The sequence below is a fragment of the Pseudodesulfovibrio alkaliphilus genome (assembly GCF_009729555.1).
In the GTDB taxonomy this organism is placed as follows: Bacteria; Desulfobacterota; Desulfovibrionia; order Desulfovibrionales; family Desulfovibrionaceae; genus Pseudodesulfovibrio; species Pseudodesulfovibrio alkaliphilus.
Genome location: NZ_WODC01000009.1, coordinates 16349 through 38591, shown reverse-complemented (window position 1 = coordinate 38591; position 22243 = coordinate 16349). Strand labels below are relative to the sequence as shown.

Here is a 22243-nt window from a genome sequence, read left to right as displayed (position 1 = left end):
TGACGAGATGAGAACGAGACTGGCGGGCAAGGGGGCCGTCTCCCCCTACAAGCTGTTTCTGCTGGCCGTGATGTATTCGTGCCAGGCAATACCTCTTGGATTCGTTTTTTGTGCGTTGCCGGTGATCCTCCGTGGGGAAGGCGAGTCTCTGGAGCGAATCGGCGGCCTCTTTGTTCTTCATCTGCCCTGGGCTTTCAAATTTCTGTACGCATCCTGGGTGGATCGGCACTGGATTCCGGCTCTTGGGAGGCGCCGCACCTGGATATTCCCGCTGCAATGGATCGCCGCCGCGCTGCTGCTGGTTGCTACCAGGTATTCGCCGGAAGCGTCCTTTGACTCCATGTTCGCTGTCATGCTGGTTCTCAATGTTGTAATGGCCACCAACGACATCGCGGTAGACGGCTATGCCACGGACATGCTGGAGGTGCATGAGCGCCCGTGGGGCAACAGCATCCAGGCCGGAGCGCGTTACGTCGGGCTGTTCCTCGGAGGAGGGGTGATGCTCACGCTGCAACATGCCATGGGGTGGGAAATCCTTTGCATGATACTGGCGGCCGTGGTTTTTCTGCTCAGTCTTCCCGTGCTTTTCCATACGGAGATTCTGCCGACGATTCGGCCTGAAGAGGGTCGTGAAGGCGATGCGGAAGGCATGCGGGCCTTCTTGCGCAGGCGAGACGTTTTGTGGTTGCTGCCCGTGCTGCTCGCGCCCACGGCCTTTGCCTTCAGCGGCTTCATGCTGCGTTCCTCCCTGTTCGTGGATCTTGGGCTGGATTCCGCTGTCATTGGTCAGTTGATGATGCGCTACGCCGTTCCCTTCGGGCTGGCCGGCACCTTTGCCACGGGCTGGATGCTCAGTCGTTTCGGACCCAGGCCCGTGATTGTGGCTTTTTCCCTCAGCACGGTTCTGCTTGCGGTGTATTCCGTGCGCCTGACCCTGGCCGGGACCGCCTCCGAATGGGTTGCGGCTGTGGTCTTGACTGCGGACAACATTCTCATGGGAGGAATCAACGTCTGGGCGTTCACCCTGATGATGCGCGTGTGCGCCGGTCGGAATTCCGGCACGGGGTTTGCCGCGCTGAGCAGCCTGTTCATCATTTTTCCGTTGGTCGCGGCCCCGCTTATGGGGCGGCTGGGGGACATGTTCGGATTTGCCGTCCTGTATTCACTTCTTGCGGTGCTTATGCTTTGCGGCCAGTTGGTTGCGGTGGTCGCAACCCGGCTCGCCAGGGGGGAAGGCGGCATGCTCACCAAGGCACGTCTGGCAATGGCCGGAGAGAACAAATGAATACGGGTGCGGTATGCCAAACGGTCATGGCGGCGAACAGGTTATGATCAGACGGACAGGCGAGGCGGGCCGGATGTCTGGAATCCGGCCCGCCTTCCGGCTTCCGTCGCCGCCATGCACACCCTTGATCGAACCGTCGCCGCCCCATGGGCCTGAGGGTCTGCCTGGTGCGGCGGGCATGGTCAACAGGGCCTGAAGCAGGCCAGATAGGTGTATGGCTGGAGAAGCTCGGAAACCATCCTGAATCCCTGCGGTCCCGCCACTGCCGCCACATCCTCCGGGGAGAGCCGGGCAAGGAGGGGCGGGCCGAAGTCGGCCTCCTCCTTCTTGCATTCCAGCACGGCAAGCATCCCCTCAGGGCGAAGAATCCTTCGGATTTCGGAGAAGAGGCGGTCCGCTTTATCCCGAACGCTCCGAATGTGCAGCACCGTGCCCAGCATGACGACATCCGCCTGCCCCGCAGCCAGGGGCAGGGATTCGGTGATGTCGCAGACAAGGCCGGTGATGGGCGCTTCCCCGGTGTTCGGTTGCCGGGAGTTCAGCCAGTCAACAGACCTGCTGCGGGCGTCCAGGGCAAAGATGCGCCCCTCGCTCCCGAGTATCTTCGCCGCATGAAGGGAGTATTCACCCGCGCCGCATCCGGCATCCACGAACACCATGCCCTTCTCAAGGGCCATGGCCGCAAAGAGGGGAGCGGGGTTTTGCAGCCAGAAGCTGCTGGGCCCGCTGCCTTGTGCCGCCTGACCCCGGCAGTGATTCCTGTCATGATCCATTTGCTCGACTCCGATGGTTGGTTGACGGTTTGATTAGATCTGCGGTCAGCGTCTCCGCCAATCCGGCGGTTCTTTGGCGTATTCCCCGCCATTGGCGGCTGCCGCCGCGTGTCTCTTGCCGATGGAGATGCGCCTCTTGCCCCGGATCAGTCCTTCAGGGGGATATTGAGCTGCGTATCAATGTTCTGAATGCGGACCACGCGCTTTCCCTTTGCTTTCGGTTTGGCGTCGGGGCCGCCCGCCTGGCCATCACAGGTAATGAATGAACGAGTCGGTTTTGATTCGGTCGTTTTCGTTGGGGTTGCCGTCAAAGGTCAGGCTCAGGAACGGTTTGCCCTCGCATGGCTGTTTGCGCAGGATTTCGAGGGATATTCCGGTGTTTTCGTACATGGAGGAAACAGCGATGATGCCGTCCAGCGCCTGGGGGGCTCCTTCGATCTTGGCGCTGCGATACCGGCCAAAGGCCCCGTCGTAGTACCCGAGCCGATCATCGGCCCGGAGCATGGGTGCTTCCAGGTCGGACTCAAAATGGCCTTGTGGGCCCAGCTCCTCGCCGACAAGGCGGATGAGCCGCTGGAATTCGAAGAGGCGGCGGCCGCGGTGTGCTGTTTCGGCTTTTCCGCTCAAGACCACATGGTCTCTCCAGAAGCTCCACATGTATTCACTGAGCGGGGCACGGGCGACCCTGTGTCCCGCTTGTTCCAGACGGGTGAAGGTGCCGTCGTTGAGCATGTCGTTGAAGAGAACCATGGGCTCGCCCAGGGCGAATATCCGCTTGCCGTCTGCGGGTTTTTCGTTCCAGGCCCGGACGTGTCGGGCAACGGACAGGAGAAGCTGGATGTCAAGGCGATGGCCCCGTTGGTTTTCATGAAGTGTTTCCAGCAGGTATTCTCGATGCTGTGGGGGCGCGAGCAGGACGAGATCGCCCGCCAGGAGGCAGAGGAACATGTCCTGTGCCGACTCATCTTCCAGGCCGAGCAGGTCCTCAAGGAACGGGGCGCAGAGCGTGACCTGGTCCATCGCGTTCTCATCGAGCTTGGTGCGGATGAACCGGGCGTATTGCCCGTCGACCTCGGCCCCTTCGTTCTGCGGGAGCACAACGGTCATAGGGGTTGCGGCCCGTCGGGCCAGGGTCTGGAAGAGGTCTCCCGTTAGCGCCGCAAGGGAGAAATACTCGTTGGTCAGGGTGTGCTCGCGGCCCATATCGATGGAGGCCGCGCTGCTTTGCGCGAACAGTTCCACGTCGTATCCATGGGCGCGCATCCCCTCGGCGATCAACTGCGAATAGGGGAAGAGGGAGGGCAGCAGGAGCGGACCGCCTTGGGGGGTGGGCAGTCCGGTGTGCAGCTTGCCGCCTTTTTCGGTTGCTTCCGTTGGTCTGCAGGGGGGGGCCGCCCAAGGGCTCCTGCGCCCGGACAGGCTGTTGACAAACGCCTCCACCCGGGTGAGGACGCCCACCCCGGATGAATGCTCGTCCACCTCAATGGTCAGGAAGGGTTTGCCGCCCATGATTTCGCGGAAGTAATGGGCGGTGACAGTGTCGGGACCGCACCCATGGTGCGTGAGGAGGATGGGATACAAGTCGGGCCGGGAGGCCGAAAACACGGCGGCCGCCAGGATATGCTGGGCAAAGGGCCAATACATGTTGGGATGTTTTCCGAAGATGTCGGCTTCGGGCAGGGCGTAGAACGGCAGGGTGCGGTACCCCATCTCGGCCAGCTTGTCGGGAATCCCCAGGTTCAACACGGGATCGGCCACGCCGTAAATCTTGGAGACCAGCACAAAGGTTTTTTCTCCGGGGATCACCTCGCCCATCTGCTTTCCCCGAGCCTCCACCCTGGCCTCGAAAGCCTTGTGGGACTGCATGGCCGTCTGCAGCGCCCTGGCGGCCTGCTCCTTGTTGGCTCCCACTTCCCATGCCATGTCCATGAAGGCCTTTTGTATGAATTCCCGGCCCTGATTGAAGGAGATGGTCGGCGCAAGGAGCTTGATGCCCCTGGATTCCAGACCCATGGCCTTGTTGATGATCTTGAATGCGGCCTGCATGTAGGGGCAGCCGTAATCCTGCCGGGAGCGGGAGCCGGGATGGGATACGGTATGCAGGTCGGGAAAGAAGAGGAAATCCACTCCCTTTTCCACCAGTTGGGCGGCGTGTCCGTTGATCAGTTTGACCGGATAGCAGGTCTCGTCCAGCGAATACTCTTGGGCGAGCCTGATGGTTTCCTCGGACGTGGGGTCCGAGAGCAGCACGTTGCACCCCAGCTCCCTGAAAAAGGGATGGAACAGGGGGAACATGCCGAAGGTGAAAAGGGCGCGGGGGATTCCCACGGTTTTCCGGTTCGGGTCGCGCCGGGGTTCGTACCCCTGGAAGATGAAGTCCTGAACCTCTCGCGCAAAGTCCGACTGTGTCGCGACGGGTTGCGCTGTCTGCGGGGCGGGGAGGTCTGCCGGGTTGAATCCCTTGAATTCAGTTTGCGACCTGTTTTCGGCTTCCATTGCCTCGCGGGCCAGGATGGCGGCGCCCAGCGCACCTGTAACGCTGAAGAACGGCGGAACAACAACAGGCTTGCCGGTCACGGCGCGGAAGGCGTTGACCACGCCCTGATTGAAGGCAATTCCGCCTTGCAGGAAGATTTTGCTCCCAACCCGCTTTCTGCTGACCACCCGGTTCATGTAGTTCTTCACGATGGAATAGCAGAGCCCGGCCACGAGGTCGCCGAGATCCGCGCCATGGGAGAGGTGCGCTGCAATGCTGCTTTCAATGAACACGGTGCAGCGCTCCCCCAGATTCGTCGGACTGGAGGCCGCAAGGGCGGCTTGTCCGATGCTGCCAAGGGAGAGCCCGAGTTTTCTGGCCTGTTCCTCGATAAAGGAGCCCGTCCCTGCCGCGCAGATCTTGTTCATCTGAAAATCGGTGACAACGCCGTTTTCCATGGCGATGTACTTGGAATCCTGTCCCCCTATTTCGAAAACAGTGTCCACTTCAGGATCAATGGCCGAGGCCGCCCTGGCCTGGGCCGTTATCTCGTCCCGAACCACATCCGCGCCGACCAATCGGCCGATCATGTATCTGCCCGAGCCGGTAACGCCCACCCCGGCCACCAGTAGGCTGTCCGCTGCGGCTTGCAGCTGGGCCAATCCGGTTCGTACCGCCTGAACGGGATTGCCCGCGGTCCTGATGTATCGAAAATCCAGAATCCGGTTTGCGGAGTCGGCCAGCACCACGTTGGTGCTGGTGGACCCCACGTCAATGCCGAGCCAGCATTGGTTCTCCCGTTGGTCTCTTGCGGGGCAGTCGTGTTTTCTTTCCCCGTCCCCCTCACCGAACGCACCCAGCGGGGCAAGGCGCACGGCTTCGTGCCGGTCAGGACGGCAGGGCCGGTCTGTCTGCAGGAAAGCGACAAGCGCGGGAAGATCCAGGGGCATCTTTTGCCTTGCGGCCAGCCGGGCTGCGCCCATGGCTCCGGCAAGGGCGGAGCGTTCGTCTCTGTGCAGACTGTCCTTGTCCAATCCGATTTCCGAAACCAGCGCGTCGGCGATGGCCGAGTTTTTTGCCACCCCGCCCGCGAAAAACAGCGGGGGAGTGCGGGGCTGCCCGCGCATGACCGCGCTGCGGTAGTTTTTCACCACGGCATGGGCCAGTCCTGCCAGGATGTCGGACGTGGAGACGCCTTCCTGCTGGTGATGGATGATATCCGTCTTGGCAAACACGCTGCACCGGCCCGCAATGCGGGGGATGAAGGTGTGCTTGGCCGCCATGGCGGAGTATCCCTCGATGTTCAGCCCAAGGCGTGAAACCTGCTCCTCCAGAAAGGAGCCGGTTCCCGAGGAGCAATTGGAGGTCATGGAGACCTGAAGGGCCTTCCGGTCGCGCCGGGAATACCCGGTGACGAACTTGGCGGTCTGGCCGCCTATCTCGATGATGGAGGAGCAGTCGCCGTCCAGAAGCAGCACCCCCTCGATCAGGGCGGCCACCTCGTTGACATGGTGGATGCGGCCTCCGTCTGTGAGCAGAGGCCCGCCGCTGCCCACTACCGCTCCCACGGCGATGTCTCCTGCTTGCGGCAGGAGAAGAATCCGCTCAACGATACCCAGGAGTTCGCGGGCCACATCCCCCTTGTGAAGGAGATACTCCGTATGAACGGTGGTCCCGCTGTCATCCAGGACAGCCGCCTTGACCGATGAATACCCAATGTCAATGCCTAAGGTGTACATGGTGATGTCTCCTGGGGCGGTGAACCGCCCGTCTGTTCAAATCCGCCTCTCATTCCCGGGAACAGCCGGAGATGAGGGGGTACCTATCCCCGGATGGTTCAGGCCAGTTGCCGTGCCGTTGGTTGCAAAAAGTTAATCAGCTTAACCAAGTGGCTGTAAAAAAACGTCGTCCCTATGCCCCCCGGAGGGCGAAGCGGCCTGTTCTGCCGTGCCTGCCAGCCTCTCCGGTCCCCTTGTCGCTGTGCGGCACAATCGGTTGGTCCGCCACGAACCCATTCGCTCTGCGGGAAGAAAGGTTAAACAGCTTAACCTTTCGGGCGCACGGCTCTTCAGCCGGATTGCTCCATTCTCTCGTCCATCATTTTTTCCACCGCCTCAAGCACGGCGCCCGCCGTTTCGATTTGCTGCCGGGAAAAGCCGTCGATCTTGCCAAGAAATGCTTCAAGCCGATCCTGATCCATGGCCTGCACAAGCCGGTAGGCCTCCAGGCCCGCGTCGGTCAGCCGGAGATGGTACTCTTTGTCGCTGTGCGGGGAGATTTCCTTGTGGACCACGCCACGCCGGACGAGGCGGTTGACCAATTGCGAGGCCGCGCTCTTGGTGAATCGGAAATGATCCGCCACGCTGGTCACGTTGAACGTCCCCTTTTGGCTGAGAAACTCGATGGTCCTGACATCTCGCGGGGAAAGGGCCATCGTGTCGCTGAGGCGAAACGGTCGCTCGTCCATCGCCGCATGCTTTTCCACGATCCTTCGGAGCCGTTCGTACATCCGCACCCTGGTGTCTTGCTGCACACTCATGAAGAAATGATAAATAAGCTTAACCATCTTGTCAACAGGCGCGGGAGGGAAAGTCCGGCAGGTGTTGCGAGTGGCGGCAACGCCTGCTTTGTGCCGCTGACGATGTGGTTTTTGTCTGACGTGAGAGAGCCTCTTTTGAAGGCGGACTTCCGTGAGCAAGGCTTGTGAAGTCGAAATGGGCCGGGCTGTGTGGACTCCTGCCAGGGTAAGGGATATAAAGTGGGAAGTGGTGGCGGTTACATACAACGGCGTTGCAGCAATATGCGCAAGAAGCAGAAAGACATCATCTCCGCGGCGTGCGACGAATTCGAGAGGCACGGGTACTCCGGCACCGGCATGCAGGCCATTGCCGAGGCTGCCGGAGTGTCCAAGCGGACGCTTTATCGGTACTATGCCAGCAAGACAGCCGTGTTTTCGGCGATAATCAGTCATCTCCGCCACAGCGCAGGGATCGAGCGGTGTCCGCAATACGCTTCGGATACCCCGTTGCGGGAGCAGCTCGTCGACGTTGTCGCCGCCATGCTTGCACATCTGAATCAGGCAGAAAACATCCGCCTGGCCAGGATTATCATCGCTGAAACGGCCAAATCCCCGGAGCTGGGGTCCGTTTTGGCAGAAGTGACCGACTTTTCGGGAAGCTTGCCGTTCAAATGGATACTGGCCGCCATGGAGGATGGCCGCCTGCGCAAGGGGGCCCCGGAAAAGGCGCTGACCTACCTCGCAGGGCTGGCCAAATCCACCGCCTTTCTGCCCCGGCTTCTCTTTTGCAGCCCGCCCTTGACAGACCAGGAAATACAGACATTGGCCCAAGAGCAGGCGGATTTCTTCCTTTGCCACTACGGAACCTAGTCGACCATTGAAAAGGTCAAGTTTGACAGGGTGTTGAGAAAAGCATCGGCGCAGTGGACGCCCTGGATGCCGTCTGGCGTGGTAACGGGGGGCGTAAACCGCCTGTCCTGAAACTGGTCCGGTAAAGCTGACGTGGCGCTCGAGCCACGCGGACGAGCCACGTGAACGAGCCACGGGGAAAGGGTGCTGATCCATACGCCGAAGCGATATCCCGGCCTGTGGCCTGTCTTCGTGTTCGACACTCTCAAACTGGTTCAGCCCCGTTTTTCCCCTCAGCTCAGCCTGAACCTGCGTCAAAAAGGGTGGGCGCATTGATCTTTTGAATGGAGATGCTTGAAATAAAGACATGAACGGTATACCAGAAGAATGGTGGAATGGTGATCAAGCTCGTCTTCAAAGAGCATGCAGACAACCCGGACATGGGTGAGCGGATCGAAGCCATGGATATGCAAACCAGGCACAAGAGCATTTATGCGGCGCTCCTTGTCCTTTCCGCGGCGGGCATGCTTTTTTTGTACCCTTTGGTCAATCGGCCGCTGGTGCTTTTACACCGGGCACAAACCCTGGCAAACGAAGGGCTCGTTTCCGAGTCTGACGCGCTGATTGTCCAGGCCGTGAGTGAAGGCGCACGGAGGCCTGATGCAGTGTTACAGGCAACGCGAGTGATGCTGGAGACCGGTCGAGGCAGACAGGCTTTCTCACTGTTGAGCCAGACTCTCTTGGAGATTCGTCCAACCCCGGCCGGGTTGGCCGGTCAAATGGCTGGGCTCATGGATGCTTACGGATACGAGGACGAGGCGTTGACACTCCTGCTACGGACCGTCCCTGAGCGTCGCAGCCGGGATGAGAGTATGCAGTTGGCCGATCTCTTGCGCCGCCAGAAACGCTATGACGAGGCTCTGGTCGAATACGACAGGCTTCTTGCGGAAGACCCGGCGAATGCCGAGGCCGCCTTGGGCAGAATTGAAACCCTGGGCTGGGCCGGAGATGTGGAAACCGCTCTGCCGCTGGCCCGCGAACTGGTCCGCGCCCGGCCTGATGATCGGGCGGCCCGCCTGGTTCTGGCCCGCATCCTGAGCTGGAGCGGCCGGATTGATGAGGCGGAAACCGAATACAGGCGGCTATTGGGGGAGGAACAGTGATCAGATTCTTTGCTGTTGCATTCGTTCTCGTCTTGCTTTTCGCTTCTGACAACATCTTTGCCCAAATCAATAATCCCGTGCCGACATCCGACAGGCCCACGGCAAGCCGGAACGTCCCGGACTGGCAGGCCCGGCTTGAACTGGGCGACCTGCTTTCGGGCGCGGGCCGTTTCGGCGAGGCCGAGGTTCAGTACCGCAAGGTGCTGGAGCAGCAGCCGGAGAACGAGGCCGCGCGCGTCCGACTGGCCCGGGTCCTGGCCTGGACCGGGAAGGGCGAGGAGGCCATCCGCCTTTTCACGGCACTCCCTGATTCGGCCATGACCTCGGACGACAGGATGCTCATTGCCGATCACGCCATCGGCAGCGGCCAATACGACATGGCCATCAGGCAACTCCTGGCCGTATTGAAAAGCACCCCCGACAATGACAATGCCCGGCTGAAGCTGGCCGAGGTCTATTCGTGGAGCGACAGGCTGGAAGAATCCTTTGAACAGTATGAACGGCTGCTTGAGCGTCATCCGGACGACGTGCAGATCAGACGAAAATACGCCCAGGCGCTGTCCTGGGCCGGGCGGAACGAGGATGCCATCCGAGAGCTCAAACGCACGCTGGATTAGCCTGCGCCAAGGCTTCGCAGGCTGGTGGCTCATGCCACTGGCAGTGACGCTTGCGGCGGTACTCTGGTGTCTTGCGCCGTCACTCGCGCTGGCCGCCAGCCTCGTTTCTCCGCGAAGCGCCATCTCCGATCACGAGGCCCGGCATCTGCTGGCCCGTCTTTACTCCTACTCGGAAGCCACGCTGGTCCAGGCTGAAGCCGAATACCGTCGTCTCATCGCCCAGAGTCCCGCAAACAGCGAACTCTCCCTGGAATTGGCCGAGGTGCTTCTTCGTCTGGGCAGGCAGGACGAGGCGAAAAAACTCTACCTTACCCTTGATCTGAGCGCCCCTCGCGTTGCGGGCGGACTTGGCGATGCTTTGTTTGCTTCCGGGCGCATGGCCGAGGCTGCGGAAGCCTACCAACGTGCCCGCGATGCCGGGTCGCAACGCCCGGACCTCGGCCTGCGGTTGGCTCAGGCATTGGCGTGGTCCGATCAGGCCGAGCGCGTCGCTCCGCTGCTGGCCGAATTGCACGCCCAGCACCCTACGGATGTGGAAATTTCCCTGCTCTACTCGCGAGTCCTCGCCCAGACAGGCGACACCCGGCGTGCCCGAGCCATGCTTGACCAGTTGGCGGCATCGGCTCCAGACAACGCCGCGCTCCTGTATGAACTGGCCGACCTGGAGGCTGCGCAGGGCCACGCCAGTGCGGCACGAAAGTACGCCATGCAGGCGGTGAAAGCGGACGATACGCCGCAGGCGCGTTTGCGGCTGGCGCAGTTCATGAATCTTTGGGGCGCTTTTCAGCAGTCCGCGTCCATCCGGCGGGAATATCTGGCGACACAGGGGCCGGACCCGCAGGTGGCCCTCGGCCTTGCCGAGACATTGGCCAGCGCCCAGCGGTACGAGGAGGCCGAAGGAGTCCTGCGCGTTGGCCTGACGGAGAACCCTGATGACACGGCGGCCCGGCTGGCCTTGGCCCGGGTCAAGTTGCAGGAAAAGAACGGGGAGGCCGCCCTGGTCGTGCTGGACCCGCTTGCCAGGACTGGGAGCGACCCCAGGGTGGACACATTGCGCGCCCAGGCTTTGACGTTGCTGGGAAGATACGCCGAGGCCGTCGCCATTTGGAAGCGGCTGGCCCACGACGATGCGGCCATGCTGGTGGAACTGGGCATGGCTCTTGAGTGGGAAGGTGACCGGCAGGTCGCCGAAGACGCCTTTGACCGCGCCTATGGTCTGGACCCGGAGTATCCCCCCGCACATTATTACGCGGTCATTTGCCGACCCGACTGCGACCCGGCGGCCTTGAGCCGTGAACTGGTCCATACTGAAAAAGACGCTGCCGATCTGACCCTGTGGGCCGATCTGTTTTCGCGGGATGGATACCATGCCGAGGCCATAGCCTGTCTTGAGGCCGCCCTTGGGCATGATCCCCAGTTCTTCCCGGCGCGAATGGCCCTGGCCGAAAATTTGGCCTATGCTGGCCGCTTTGATGAATCCCTCAAGGGACTCGACGTATTGGCAACCGAGTTTCCCGACAGTTCCAAGATTCTGCTTACCCGCGCCAGAGTGCTGGCCTGGAGCCGACGCTACGACGAGGCCATTACCGCCTTCGAGGCCCTGCATGCCGCCGACCCGGCTGACCCGGTGCCGTTGCGGGAGATGGCTCGGGCCGCCTTCTGGGACAAGCGCGCCCAGCACGCCTCGGAGATTTTCGACCGCATGCTCGAACCGCCGGTGGACGAAATATTGGCCGAACGACTGGAAAATGAACTGGACGCGGGCCGGGGTGACGACCAGCTAGCGAGAGCCGCAGCCCTTGCGCGTCGAAGCGCCCATGGAGGCGGCATTTTCCTGGCCTATGCCGATCTGTCCGACACCGACGTGGCCCGGACGCATCCCATGGTGTTTGCGGAACTCCTGCCCCTCTACCGCATCCAGCATGCCACGGCTCTGGAGCGACGGGCCAAACTGGCGGCCTTCAACCGGCGGTTCGCTCCGGCCATGAACGACCTGACCGCCTTGACCGATCTGCGGCCCGACAATCAGGAGGCGTGGTTCGACCTTGCCCAGACCCAGTGCGCGTTGGGGTTGTGCGAGGAAGAGGCCGCCACCTATGAGCGGCTTCTTAAGATCGACCCCCAGCACTCACTGGCCGGGCAGGCACTTGAAAGAAACAAGCGGCGCAGCGCTCCCTGGCTCCGGGCCGGGGTGGACCTCTGGGAAGAAAAAGGACGCGGCAATCTCGCCAACATGGTCCGGCTGCGCAATGACCTGCAGGTCTCCCTGCCGGTGCAATGCAACCTGCGGCTGGACGTGACCGCCCACCGCTGGCAGGAGATGCCGCAAGGCCCAAGCAAGCAGTACAGCGCCTTGGGCGGGACACTTGGCTTTTCCGGGGTCTTCAACGAATGGTTCAGTGGTCAGGCGTCATGGACGGCCAAGCGCTTCGGTGCCGGGGAGCCCAGGGATACCGATCAATACCGCACACGGTTGGAGCTGAATCTGCGCGATGCTGCCCGTCTTGGCTTCGGCTACGAGCGTGTGGACGAGGTGGCGAACCGCTTCGCCCTGCTCAAGGGGACGCAGTCGGACCACTTTCTGGTAGATGCGCGTGTCCCTGTCGGACGACGATTGGATGTGGAGGCCGGGGCTCGGCACATCGAGTACAGCGACAACAATTCGGGCGAAGCGGCCCACCTGGCTGTGGGCTACGCGCTGACAGACCATCCACGCATGTTCAAGGTCATCCTGCGCGGGGACTACCGCCACACCCGGTTCAACAGCCGGGAGATCAGTACGGCGGGGACAGTGACCGACATCGTCCACCCCTACTGGACCCCGCAGGGATACCTGGCCGGATCGGCCACTCTGGAATGGTATCAGGATCTTGCCGAAGACTTCTTCTGCGGGGCGAAACGCCATTTTGTGGATGTCAGGCTCACGGGCGGCACCGGCTCGGACGCCAACAATTCCATCCAGCTGGAAGCGGAGTGGGTGCTGGATATCACCGACCACTGGGGCATCGAGGCGCGCGGCCTCATGCATCGTTCGCAGGAATGGAACGCCAACGGATTCTGGACCGGAGTTCGTTATGGATTCTAGGGCGGCACCGGGCGCAAAGCCGAGGGGCCCGATGGCCACCACCTCCTTTTCCCTGCTGTTGGGTGCGGCCATGGTCTGCATCTTCCTGTACCTCATGGTGCGAACCTCGCTCTTCATCATCGCCGACTACCACTGGACCGAGAAGTGGTTGGCCATGGCCCTGCTCATGGCCGAGACCTTCACCATGCTCCATGCCTTTGGTTACTTCCTGAACATTTTCCATGTGCTGCACAGCCCCAGGCAGGAGAGGCGCATCGCCATGGATCGCGTTCCGCCCCTGCGCAGCTACCCTCCGGTCGCCATCATCGTCGCCTCCTATCACGAGCCGTTGGATGTCATCGAGGATACCCTGACCTGTTTCTACAACCTGACCTACCCCAACAAGCACATCTATTTTCTGGACGACACCCGCTACGACAAGCCCGGTCTGGATCTGGCCGACTATCGCGCCCGCGTGGACGACCTGTGCGAGCGCATCGGCGTCAACCTCTTCCGCCGTCCCTGGCGCGGAGCCAAGGCCGGGATGATCAACGACTTCCTGCATTACCTGCATGGAAATCCGCCGGAAGGGTTCACCATGACCAGCTTTGAAGACGAACCCTCGGCACAGGATGAGAAATACATCATCGTGTTCGACGCGGACATGAATCCGCTGCCCGATTTTGTGGAACCACTGGTGGCCTTCATGGAGGACAACCCCACTCTGGCCTTCATCCAGACCCCGCAGTACTACACCAACTTCGAGTTCAACCGGGTGGCCCGTGCCGCCGGCCTCCAGCAGGCGGTGTTCTACGAGTACATCTGCGAGGGCAAGAGCCTGCAGGACGCCATGTTCTGCTGCGGCACCAACGTCATATTCAACAGACAGGCGCTGTGGGACGTGGGTGGGTTTGAGGAGTCCAGCGTCACCGAGGACTTCGCCACCTCCCTCAAATTTCACGAGCAGGGCTGGTCCTCTGCCTACCTGAACAAGGTCTGCGCATTCGGCATGGGTCCTGAAGATCTGGGCGGATACTTCAAACAGCAATTTCGCTGGGCGCTCGGCACCGTCGGGCTGTTCCGCACCATCGTGGGGGCCTTTTTCCGCAACCCGCGGCGCATGAGCGCGTCCAAGTGGTGGGAGTATTTCCTTTCCGGCACGCACTATTTCGTGGGCTGGGTGCTTTTCGTCATGATGCTTTGCCCGGTGCTGTTTCTTTTCTTCAATGTGCCCAGCTACTTTGCCAAACCAGAGATATACTTCCTGTTTTTCGTCCCTTACATCCTGCTGACCCTGTCGCTCTTCCTGTTTTCCATGAGTCAGCGTCGCTATTCGTTCAGGGAACTGGCCCAGGGCATCCTGCTTCAGGCATTGTGTTTTCCCGTGTACATGAAGGCGTCCCTGCTCGGCATACTCGGCTTTCGCGGCACCTTTGGCATCACGCCCAAGGCCGGAGCCACTTCCCTGCCCCTGTACGCTCTCTGGTTACAGGTTCTCCTGGCCGTGGCCTGCTATTCCGCCGTCTGGTGGGGCGGGCTGAGGCTGTGGTACGAAGGAGACAACCCCCTGGCCCTGCTCACCAACGCCTTCTGGTGCTTCTATCACTTCCTGTTGCTCTCCTCGATATTCTGGTTCAACTATCCGGAGGAGAAGCGTTCATGAGCGCGGTCAGGCGACGCAGTGGCGCGGATGGTGTCCGCTTCCTGGCTGCGCTGCTTGCGCTGCTTGCAATAACCACCGGCTGCCAGTCGTCTCCGCCTCCGGGGTTTGGCTTGGCCCTGCACGGTGAGCCCTCACACGAGGCCATCGACAGCGTACGCAAGACGCTGGGGTGGCCCGTTTCCCTGGTCGTCTTCTTCGTGCACTGGCCAGCCGACAGGCAGCCCGCGTTCCCCGACCAAGCCATACAAACCATCCGGGACGCCGGAGCCGTGCCCGTCATCACCTGGGAGCCCATGACGGTTGAATCAGGAAAGGAAACCGCAGTTGCCGCCAGCGAGATTCTTGACGGCCATTGGAATGACTATATCGACGCCTTTGCCGTGTCGGCCAGGGACAGCGGGGAGCGCATCATCCTGCGCTTTGCCCACGAGATGAACCTGAGCCGTTACCACTGGGGCGGAAGCGGGAGCGAATACGGCCCGCAAAGTCCAGGCCGATACCGCGCCATGTTCCGCCACATACGCGAGCGATTTCTTCTTCAGGGAGCGGACAACGTGCTCTTCGCCTTTTGTCCCAATGCGGAATCCCTGCCGCACCCCGTGCGCGACGGCGCGGACTGGAACACTGCCAGCGCCTACTATCCGGGGGACGACGCCGTGGACGTGCTGGGCATGGATGGCTACAACTGGGGCACGACCTTTACCGAGCAGGAGCACGGCTGGAACAGCCGGTTCACCGCCTTTGCCGAGATATTCTCCCCGCTCTACGAGGAGTTGCGCACCCTGGCCCCGCACAAGCCGGTGGTGGTCTTCGAGACTGCCAGCGTTGCTCAGGGCGGCGACAAGACCGCCTGGATCAAGGACGCCGTGCATACGGCCCGAAGCTGGGGATTGGCCGGGCTTTGTTGGTTCGACGCGGACAAGGAGCGCGACTGGCGGCTTACGAGCGGCAGTGATCCGGCCAAGTTGCGCCCCCTCGTCGGGATATTCGCGCCTCGCTCTGATGCGCTTGACCTGCCAGCCCGGGAGCAACGGTCATGACCCAGGCAGCCGATTCCCGGCAGTACAAGCGACTCGACATCGCCTCAGTGGTGCTGCCCTTCATCGGGTTGCGCACCAGCGATTTTCAACCATTCCAATATATGCTTGTTGATGTGAGTCAGGGCGGCGTGGGCATATCAATCCCCCGCTGGCTGGCCAGCCGCGAGCGGCTGCATATGGACGACGAGATCAACCTGCATGTACCGTTTTCCATGGACGGCAACACCCTTACCATCGGCTCGGTGGTTCGTGAGCAGTGGCACCCCGGGGACGAAGAGCAGAGAATCGGCCTCCAGTTGACACGTGGTGCTCCGGACAAATACGGGGTGTTCTTTGAGGTGGACAGTCGAGAAATCGCCATTGATCTTGGTGGAATGAGAACCCTGGAGAACATTCTGCTGCGCGTGATCAAGGACTCCGTGCTGCTCAAGCGCGGTGTGCTTATCTATCTGCGTCACCTCTCGGCGTACTTCTCGCGTCTTGGCGAATACACACCGGAGGAATACCATGCCTTTCGAGAGACGGTCCTTGGCGACATCGACCAGCGCGTGCGGGGAAACATGCGTTATCTCCAAACGCTTCGACAGGCATGCCTTGATCGGCCCAAGGCCGGATTCGAAACCCTTGATCTTGAGGAGCTCCGTCGGGCCATGGAACCGGAGCTGTATCTGGACCTGTTCCGGGCGGCGCTGGGCGACGAGACGGCCTCGTTGTATCTGCGTGCCATAAAGGATCTGGAAGGCAGGCTCTTCTCCAACTACAACACAATGGTCATGCTTTACATCGGCACCCTGTAGCGGACTACTTCAACCCTTTGTGGCTTTTGGTCATGCGCAGCACGTTGCGCCCGTCCACCCGTCCGACCCGGACCTCGTCCATGACCTCGCGGATGAGAAAGAGGCCCCGCCCCCCGGAGTCCTGACGGGCTTCCGTTTCCGGCGGAAGGCAGGCGCATTCCAGCAGGCAGGGATCAAGCGACCTGCCGGTGTCGACGATCTCAACCACCACCTTTTCCCGATCAATGGAGACCCGAAGTCCGATCTCGTGACCCGGCTCGCCGTTGTAGGCGTGACGCAGGGAGTTGGTGGCCGCTTCGCTCACGGCCAGTTCCACATGATACTTCTCCTCGTCATCCAACGTTACACCTTGCAAAAGACCGCGAATTGCAAGACAGGCCCAGCGCACGGCATCGGCCCGGCTCGGAATGGAGAGAGAGATGCCGGGCATGTCAGCCTCCTTTGCCATCCAAGGCAGCCAAGGCTTCCTCGGTGGAGGCAAAGAGGCGGAACACGCCCTGATCGAGCCGGGTCAGCGCAAAGAGCTTGCGCACCTTCCCGGTGAGCGACGCCAGAACGATCTCCCCCTGGCCGCCCAGAGTTTTTAGACAGCTCATGAGGGCCGCCAACCCCGTGGAGTCCATGAAGTCCACTGCTGAAAGGTCGATGACGAAGGAACGATGGCCGTCGTTGACCATGTCCACAAAGCGACTCTTGAGCAGTCCGGAATTGGCTGCGTCCAACCTTTCCTCCCTGGGTCGCAGGATCACCGCATTGCCCATGGTCCGTTCTTCCATTTCCTTACTCCTTGGTCAGTCGTCGTTGAACTTGATGCAGATCAGCGAGATGTCGTCCTCCGGCTCGGCTCCTTCGCCGAAACGCTCCAATTCCAGCCGCAGTTGCTCCAGAATGGCGTCCGGTTCCAGATGGAGGGAGGCCGTCAGCACGTTTTCCAGTCGGGTATGACCGAACTGTTGCCCGGCGGAGTTTGCGTGCTCGGTGCAACCATCGGTGTACAGGAGAAGCACGTCTCCCTTCCGGACCTCGGTTCGCTGCGAGACGAACGGCACCGGCTCGCCCAAACCTATCACCGTTCCACCCGCCGACAGCGGGATGGGGGGATGTCCGGGTCGTGCCAGAATCGGCGGAGGGTGGCCTGCACCGGAGGAGACAATGGTACGCACCGCAGGGTCGAAAATCATATAGAACATGGTGCAGAAGCGGTCGAAACGATCCAGGGGGATGGCCCGATCCACCCTGCGCAGGACCTCATCCGGTTCAAGGTGGCCCCTTTCGTCCTGCACGAATTCCGACCCTGGCTGCATGATCTGGGACACGGAAACCGTGACCATGGCCGCTGCCGGGCCGTGTCCGCTCACGTCAATGAGATAGAGTCCGATCCGCCCGCCGGGCAGGGGCAGGATGTTGAAGACATCCCCGCCCACGTGATTGCTGGGCAGGAAGAGCCAGTCCATGGAGAACCCCCGTGCCGTGGGAGCCTTGTTAGGGAGCAGACTGAGTTGAATCTGGGCCGCGGCGGCCATGTCTTCGTCAAGGATGCGCTGTTTCTCGACAAGGGCTTTGTTGGCCTGCATCAACGCCTTCTCGGCTTTTTTGCGCTCGGTAATGTCGCGCATGATGCCGGTGAAGAAGTGCTGGGTTTCCGTTCGCACTTCGCTGACGGCAAGTTCCAACGCAAAGATGCTGCCATCGCGGCGGCACCCCGGCACCTCTCGCCCGCCCACGTTGATGACCGAGGGTTCGCCGCTGGTCAGGTATTTTTCGAGATACCTATCGTGCTCGGTTCGATGCGGCTCGTCCATGAGCATGTTCACCTTGCGGCCCACGATCTCTTCTGGCGCGTAGCCAAAAAGCGCCGCCCCGGCCTTGTTCGCCGTGGTGATGAATCCTCTGGTGTCCATAGTGAAGATCCCGTCCACGGCAGCGCTCACGATGCCGTCGAGTCTGGCCCGGTTGTATTCGAGCTGCCGAAGCGCCTTGTTGCGCTGGGTCACGTCCACGGCGATGCCGAGATACCCCGTCGTGGTCATCCCACTGCGGATCGGGGTCACCACAAGCTCCATGTCGAGCCGTGAGCCGTCTTTGCGCACAAAGGTCCACTCACGGCTTTCAAACCCGCCCTGCCGGGCTGATTCCACGAACACCTCAAAGCCTGCCACCTCACGGCCCAGGGCCTCGGTCAACTCTTGGCCACGCTCCTTCACTTCCTCGGGCAGGTGAAAGGCTTCGGGCGTATGCAAGCCGATCATTTCCTTGGCCGGATAGCCCAGCAGGTTCTCGGCTCCGGCATTGAACATGGTTATGGTCCCGTGGGGATCGGTGGCAATGACGGCCACTTGGGTCGCGGCGTGCAGCACGCTTTCGAGCTTTGCGTTGGCCTCGTGAAGCTGGGAAATGACACGCCTGTTGGCCTTGACCAGCTCTCCCATCTTCATGACGCTTTCCACGAGCTCTTTGGACTGGTTTTCTTCATGGTTTTTGGCTTTTACCAGTCGCTCGTGCACCCGGACCAACAGTAGCGAGAACAATATGATAATGATGCTTCCGACACCGAAGGAGATGAAGAGAGGACTCCCCAGCGAAGCGGTGTGTCTCGCCAATTCGCCGGGTGGCAGATGTGCAACGAGAACCCACCGGGTGTCGCCTGATTCAACTCCAGACAGTTCGGCGGAGCCCCGGTGTGGAGACCTCATTCCAAGCATCGCCCGCGAGGGGAGGATGCTGGTGAAAATAAAGAGTCCTTCCTCGGTGGCTATGCGTCCCGACTCACTCCAGCTGATTGATTCCCAGGCATCCGGGTAGGCGTTGCCCATGTTTTCAGATGCTCTTTGGGGGAGCATGAATCCCCACTCCTGATCCGGGGCAGGCCCCTTCAACCAATACCCTTGGTCATTGGTCACCAAAAATTGCCAGCCTTCTTGGCCGGAAATTTCACTCAGCCAATCAAGGATGGCTGCCCCGCGCAGATTGAATACCAGTACACCACGACGGATGTTCTCGTCGTCGAAAAGCGGCATGGACAGACGCACTGTGGGGCGAAAAGGTCGCTCAACGAGACCGTTTTCCATATTCAGGTCAAACCGGGACACATGGAGGGCGCCATGGGGCAGTTCCATGGCCAAGCCAAAGTAAGTCCGTCCCGCCTTGTTCTGCAGATCTTGGACTGGCCGCAAAAAAGCACGCTCTGCCGCGTCCACCTCGGCCCGGATCAATTCATCCCCGTTGATCCCGAGAAGTCGGACCTGAAGCAGCAGGTCCTTGTCTCGGACCAGGTGCAGGAAGTCGAAACCCAGCAACTCCAACTGATCGAAGGTGGGGTTATTCAGCCAGGTGTTCATGGTGTGGCTATGCGCCAGAAAACGCATGTCCGAGGCGGCCTCTTCCAGGCGGGACGCGATGAGCGCCGCCTCCACCTCGATCTGCCTCGATTGGGGTTCCCCCAGAAGCCGCTCCCCATAGTCGTAAAGAGCGATTCCGGTTATACCAAGCACAAGCGCAAAGACAGCCACCACCGGCACAGTCAGTGTCAGTGTTTTTCGGGCGAAGGAAAGAACCGTCTTCTTCATCAAAGTTGTGAAAACTCCTCAGTCGACAGATCCCTCGTTGAGACGACGCTCAATGCGAGACACTCCAGGCAGACAAAAAACCAAACAATGTGAAGCAGGAATGTTTGCCATGAGAACATATTCTGCCATGCTTATTCTACTCTATCGAGGCAGGCATTTCAATGCCGCACTTGTCATTGGCAGGCTCTGCTCGCGTTATATCGTTGGACAGACCATTAAGGTAGATCCTCTTCGCGCCCTGAAATGGCGTCCCGGTACGCCTCCTCGATCAACCGACTTTTCATCTCCGGCACACCCGCCCGATCGTTCTGCTCCCGCCAGGTTGCGCGCACCAATGCCGCCATGCCGTGGGATATCTCACGGGCTTTGGGCAAATCGAGGTCGAAATCGGCGCACCGTGACAACGCGTTGTCGAGGGTGGCGACCCGGCCCTGTTTGCCGATGCCCAGGGTCAGGCGGCTGGCGTCGTCGCCGTCGCGCCGGGGTTGGGGCACTATGTCGTATGCGGGCGAGAGTCGCCATTTGCCGCTTGCCGGATCATACAGGAAACCGTGGTTCTTGAGATGGTCGTCCCAGTTGTTGCACAGGATGTTGAAGACCATGCGGCGGAACAGCTCCCCAAGGTCCGCCTTGAGGTGGTCCGCCACCCCGAAACGGCGGATGGCCAGGGCGATATCGCCGTATGTGCCGTCTGTCAGGCTGTCTGCCCCGGTGAGCGTCATGGCCGACAGGAAATGACGGCGCATGGGCGGGTCTCCTTCCCGGTCGAATCGTGCGGTCAGGAAGACGTCCCGCCCGCCCACGTCCACCACCCGGCACTCGGGAACTCGGATGCCGCACTTCTCGGCCAGCCGCATTGCCGCCAGTTCGATGCGGCAGGTCGGCCATTGTTCCAACTCGCGTGAGAACTTGGCGATCCAGGGCCGCCCCTCGTACTCGATGGCTGCCTTGGGTTGTGCGCCGCCCAAGGACGAGCCTCGGATCAGGAAGCGCCGCTGACCTGCGGGCAAGTCCTCGTGATTGAGGACCGCATCCACGTCCCGGAGCATTTCGCCCAGGTCGAGCCGGTCGCCGGGGATTTCCTCGGGCCGCCAAGCAGGGGTGGCCGGGCGCGGGCCATTCAGGTCCGGGCCAAAGGCGAGGGCCCCGATGCGGTCCGCCTGGTTCAGGACGGTCAGGTAGTCGAATTCCGAGGGGACAACCCCGTCCCGTTCCGCAGCCCGATCCAGCAGATGGCGGCCCCAGCCATCCGGGCTGGCGTCCTGAAACGCCCGGAAAACGCCCTTGGCGTGGTGTTCGTTCCGCCCCAGCGGCAACTGGAGCGGATCAACCGGCGCGGCATCCTTTCGTTCCAGATAGCGGCGGCCATAGGCGAAGGTGGAGACCACCTCCCGGCCATCCTGGTGCATGGTCAGCAGCCCTGCCGGGACGAACTCGCCGCCGAGGTGGAGATAGACGTAGGTCTTGTCCGTGGCCATGGTGCCTCCTAGAAGTCAAGGTCGTCACGCTTCCTGGCGCGGACCCGTTTCGGGCTTTTCATCTGCTGGAGAGACTTCCCCACCTCGTCCGTGTCCGGGTCGGCCACCCTGGCGAGCCCTTCCACCAGGCCCAGCACGTCCAGCACCTGCACCAGGATGCCGAGGCCCACAGACGGCTCGCCGCGCTCCAACCGGATCAACGTGGCATGGCTGGTCGATGCCCGTGTGGCCAGCTCGACCTGCGTCATCCCCCGGCGCACGCGCGCCTCCTTGATGTCAGCACCCAGCTGTTTCAACGTCCTGGCGGCGTCGATGGACAATGCCTTGCTTGCGAGTGATGTGTTTCCCATGTGGACCTCGATTGCTAATATATACATTCGCCAAATAGGCTTTTACTAATGTTTATGTTAGTTTTATGGCTTGCGCAAGCTGAAAGTGGAGCGGACGAGCCACGGGTTGAGCCAAGCTGAGTTCAGCAGGCAGGCCGGGTTTTCCAGCAGATTGTTTGGCTATTGGAAGCGGCGGCTTGAGCAGAAGCAGGGTGCCAGCGGCGTCCAGGCTGTCGTTGCCGTGCCGATGCCCCATGCGTTTGAGCCAAAAACCGGGCATCAGCCGATCATCGTCCATGCCTGGCACGGCGTTCGCCTGGAGATTCCCGACGACTTCCACCCCGGAGCGCTGGAGAAGATTCTCCTGGTGCTGGGGCGATTGGCATGAACCTTCTGGGCTCGCAGACCCGGGTCTGGCTGGTGCTTGGCTCCACCGACATGCGCAAGGCAATCAACGGCCTCTCTCTGATGGTCGCCGACCGTCTCGGCCACGACGCCTTTTCCGGCCACCTTCGCAAGACGGGCTGACAAATCATTATGCCAAAGATCAGAAGTGTGGTTTTCCCCTGGCAGCGTTTTCTGCTTCGGTTCATAGAGCGACTACGAATGGGCTATTTTTTGAATG

18 protein-coding genes are annotated in these 22243 nt (G+C 61.1%); 10 read left to right on the top strand and 8 right to left on the bottom strand.

The window, feature by feature from the left end; genetic code table 11:
- Window positions 1–7 precede the first annotated feature (7 nt).
- Complete coding sequence (locus tag GKC30_RS12735; protein ID WP_155935307.1) at window positions 8–1285, top strand: MFS transporter; 1278 nt, start codon at window positions 8–10, stop codon at window positions 1283–1285.
- Window positions 1286–1467: 182 nt separating this feature from the next.
- Here the strand turns inward: GKC30_RS12735 and GKC30_RS12730 are convergent, their stop codons facing one another.
- The 3 genes from GKC30_RS12730 to GKC30_RS12720 all read right to left on the bottom strand — a co-directional run bounded on the left by GKC30_RS12730 (window position 1468) and on the right by GKC30_RS12720 (window position 7073).
- The gene (locus GKC30_RS12730) at window positions 1468–2058 is read right to left on the bottom strand and encodes a class I SAM-dependent methyltransferase (protein WP_155935305.1); all 591 of its coding nucleotides are present in this window, start codon (window positions 2056–2058) and stop codon (window positions 1468–1470) included.
- A 249-nt stretch (window positions 2059–2307) separates the two neighbouring features.
- Window positions 2308–6273 (bottom strand): acyl-CoA dehydratase activase, encoded by a 3966-nt coding sequence (locus GKC30_RS12725; RefSeq protein ID WP_155935303.1) that lies wholly within the window; start codon window positions 6271–6273, stop codon window positions 2308–2310.
- A 329-nt stretch (window positions 6274–6602) separates the two neighbouring features.
- The gene (locus GKC30_RS12720; RefSeq protein WP_196772880.1) at window positions 6603–7073 is read right to left on the bottom strand and encodes a MarR family winged helix-turn-helix transcriptional regulator; all 471 of its coding nucleotides are present in this window, start codon (window positions 7071–7073) and stop codon (window positions 6603–6605) included.
- A 261-nt stretch (window positions 7074–7334) separates the two neighbouring features.
- Here GKC30_RS12720 and GKC30_RS12715 point away from each other — a divergent pair, with 261 nt between their 5' ends.
- The 7 genes from GKC30_RS12715 to GKC30_RS12685 all read left to right on the top strand — a co-directional run bounded on the left by GKC30_RS12715 (window position 7335) and on the right by GKC30_RS12685 (window position 16245).
- On the top strand, window positions 7335–7922 hold the full coding sequence (locus tag GKC30_RS12715; protein ID WP_155935299.1) for a TetR/AcrR family transcriptional regulator: 588 nt from the start codon (window positions 7335–7337) through the stop codon (window positions 7920–7922).
- Between the two features lie 758 nt (window positions 7923–8680).
- The gene (locus GKC30_RS14915) at window positions 8681–9064 is read left to right on the top strand and encodes a tetratricopeptide repeat protein (protein WP_196772879.1); all 384 of its coding nucleotides are present in this window, start codon (window positions 8681–8683) and stop codon (window positions 9062–9064) included.
- On the top strand, window positions 9061–9681 hold the full coding sequence (locus tag GKC30_RS12705; protein WP_155935295.1) for a tetratricopeptide repeat protein: 621 nt from the start codon (window positions 9061–9063) through the stop codon (window positions 9679–9681). Before GKC30_RS14915 ends, GKC30_RS12705 begins: the two co-directional genes overlap by 4 nt.
- A gap of 31 nt (window positions 9682–9712) precedes the next feature.
- A complete protein-coding gene (locus GKC30_RS12700) occupies window positions 9713–12766 on the top strand; it encodes a tetratricopeptide repeat protein (protein WP_196772878.1) in 3054 nt (1017 codons plus the stop codon).
- A 31-nt stretch (window positions 12767–12797) separates the two neighbouring features.
- Window positions 12798–14408 (top strand): glycosyltransferase family 2 protein, encoded by a 1611-nt coding sequence (locus GKC30_RS12695; RefSeq protein WP_231117167.1) that lies wholly within the window; start codon window positions 12798–12800, stop codon window positions 14406–14408.
- Window positions 14405–15448, top strand: a complete 1044-nt coding sequence (locus GKC30_RS12690; protein ID WP_155935289.1) for a glycoside hydrolase family 26 protein — start codon at window positions 14405–14407, stop codon at window positions 15446–15448. The genes GKC30_RS12695 and GKC30_RS12690 overlap by 4 nt, the downstream gene beginning before the upstream one ends.
- Complete coding sequence (locus tag GKC30_RS12685; protein ID WP_155935287.1) at window positions 15445–16245, top strand: PilZ domain-containing protein; 801 nt, start codon at window positions 15445–15447, stop codon at window positions 16243–16245. The genes GKC30_RS12690 and GKC30_RS12685 overlap by 4 nt, the downstream gene beginning before the upstream one ends.
- Window positions 16246–16249: 4 nt before the next feature.
- Here GKC30_RS12685 and GKC30_RS12680 read toward each other — a convergent pair whose 3' ends face one another.
- From GKC30_RS12680 to GKC30_RS12660, 5 genes are all read right to left on the bottom strand, one after another.
- Entirely contained in the window at window positions 16250–16675 is a 426-nt protein-coding gene (locus tag GKC30_RS12680; RefSeq protein WP_196772877.1) for an ATP-binding protein, read from the bottom strand.
- Window position 16676: 1 nt separating this feature from the next.
- Window positions 16677–17021 (bottom strand): STAS domain-containing protein, encoded by a 345-nt coding sequence (locus GKC30_RS12675; protein WP_155935283.1) that lies wholly within the window; start codon window positions 17019–17021, stop codon window positions 16677–16679.
- Between the two features lie 15 nt (window positions 17022–17036).
- The gene (locus GKC30_RS12670; protein ID WP_155935281.1) at window positions 17037–19811 is read right to left on the bottom strand and encodes a PAS domain S-box protein; all 2775 of its coding nucleotides are present in this window, start codon (window positions 19809–19811) and stop codon (window positions 17037–17039) included.
- 215 nt (window positions 19812–20026) lie between these two features.
- Complete coding sequence (locus tag GKC30_RS12665; RefSeq protein ID WP_155935279.1) at window positions 20027–21289, bottom strand: type II toxin-antitoxin system HipA family toxin; 1263 nt, start codon at window positions 21287–21289, stop codon at window positions 20027–20029.
- Between the two features lie 8 nt (window positions 21290–21297).
- Entirely contained in the window at window positions 21298–21639 is a 342-nt protein-coding gene (locus GKC30_RS12660) for a helix-turn-helix domain-containing protein (RefSeq protein ID WP_155935277.1), read from the bottom strand.
- A gap of 70 nt (window positions 21640–21709) precedes the next feature.
- Between GKC30_RS12660 and tnpA the strand changes: the two genes are divergently transcribed.
- Together tnpA and tnpB are read left to right on the top strand one after the other, a co-directional pair.
- Window positions 21710–22006 (top strand): IS66 family insertion sequence element accessory protein TnpA, encoded by a 297-nt coding sequence (gene tnpA, locus GKC30_RS12655; protein WP_155935275.1) that lies wholly within the window; start codon window positions 21710–21712, stop codon window positions 22004–22006.
- On the top strand, window positions 22003–22146 hold the full coding sequence (gene tnpB / locus GKC30_RS12650; RefSeq protein WP_155935273.1) for an IS66 family insertion sequence element accessory protein TnpB: 144 nt from the start codon (window positions 22003–22005) through the stop codon (window positions 22144–22146). The genes tnpA and tnpB overlap by 4 nt, the downstream gene beginning before the upstream one ends.
- Window positions 22147–22243 lie beyond the last annotated feature (97 nt).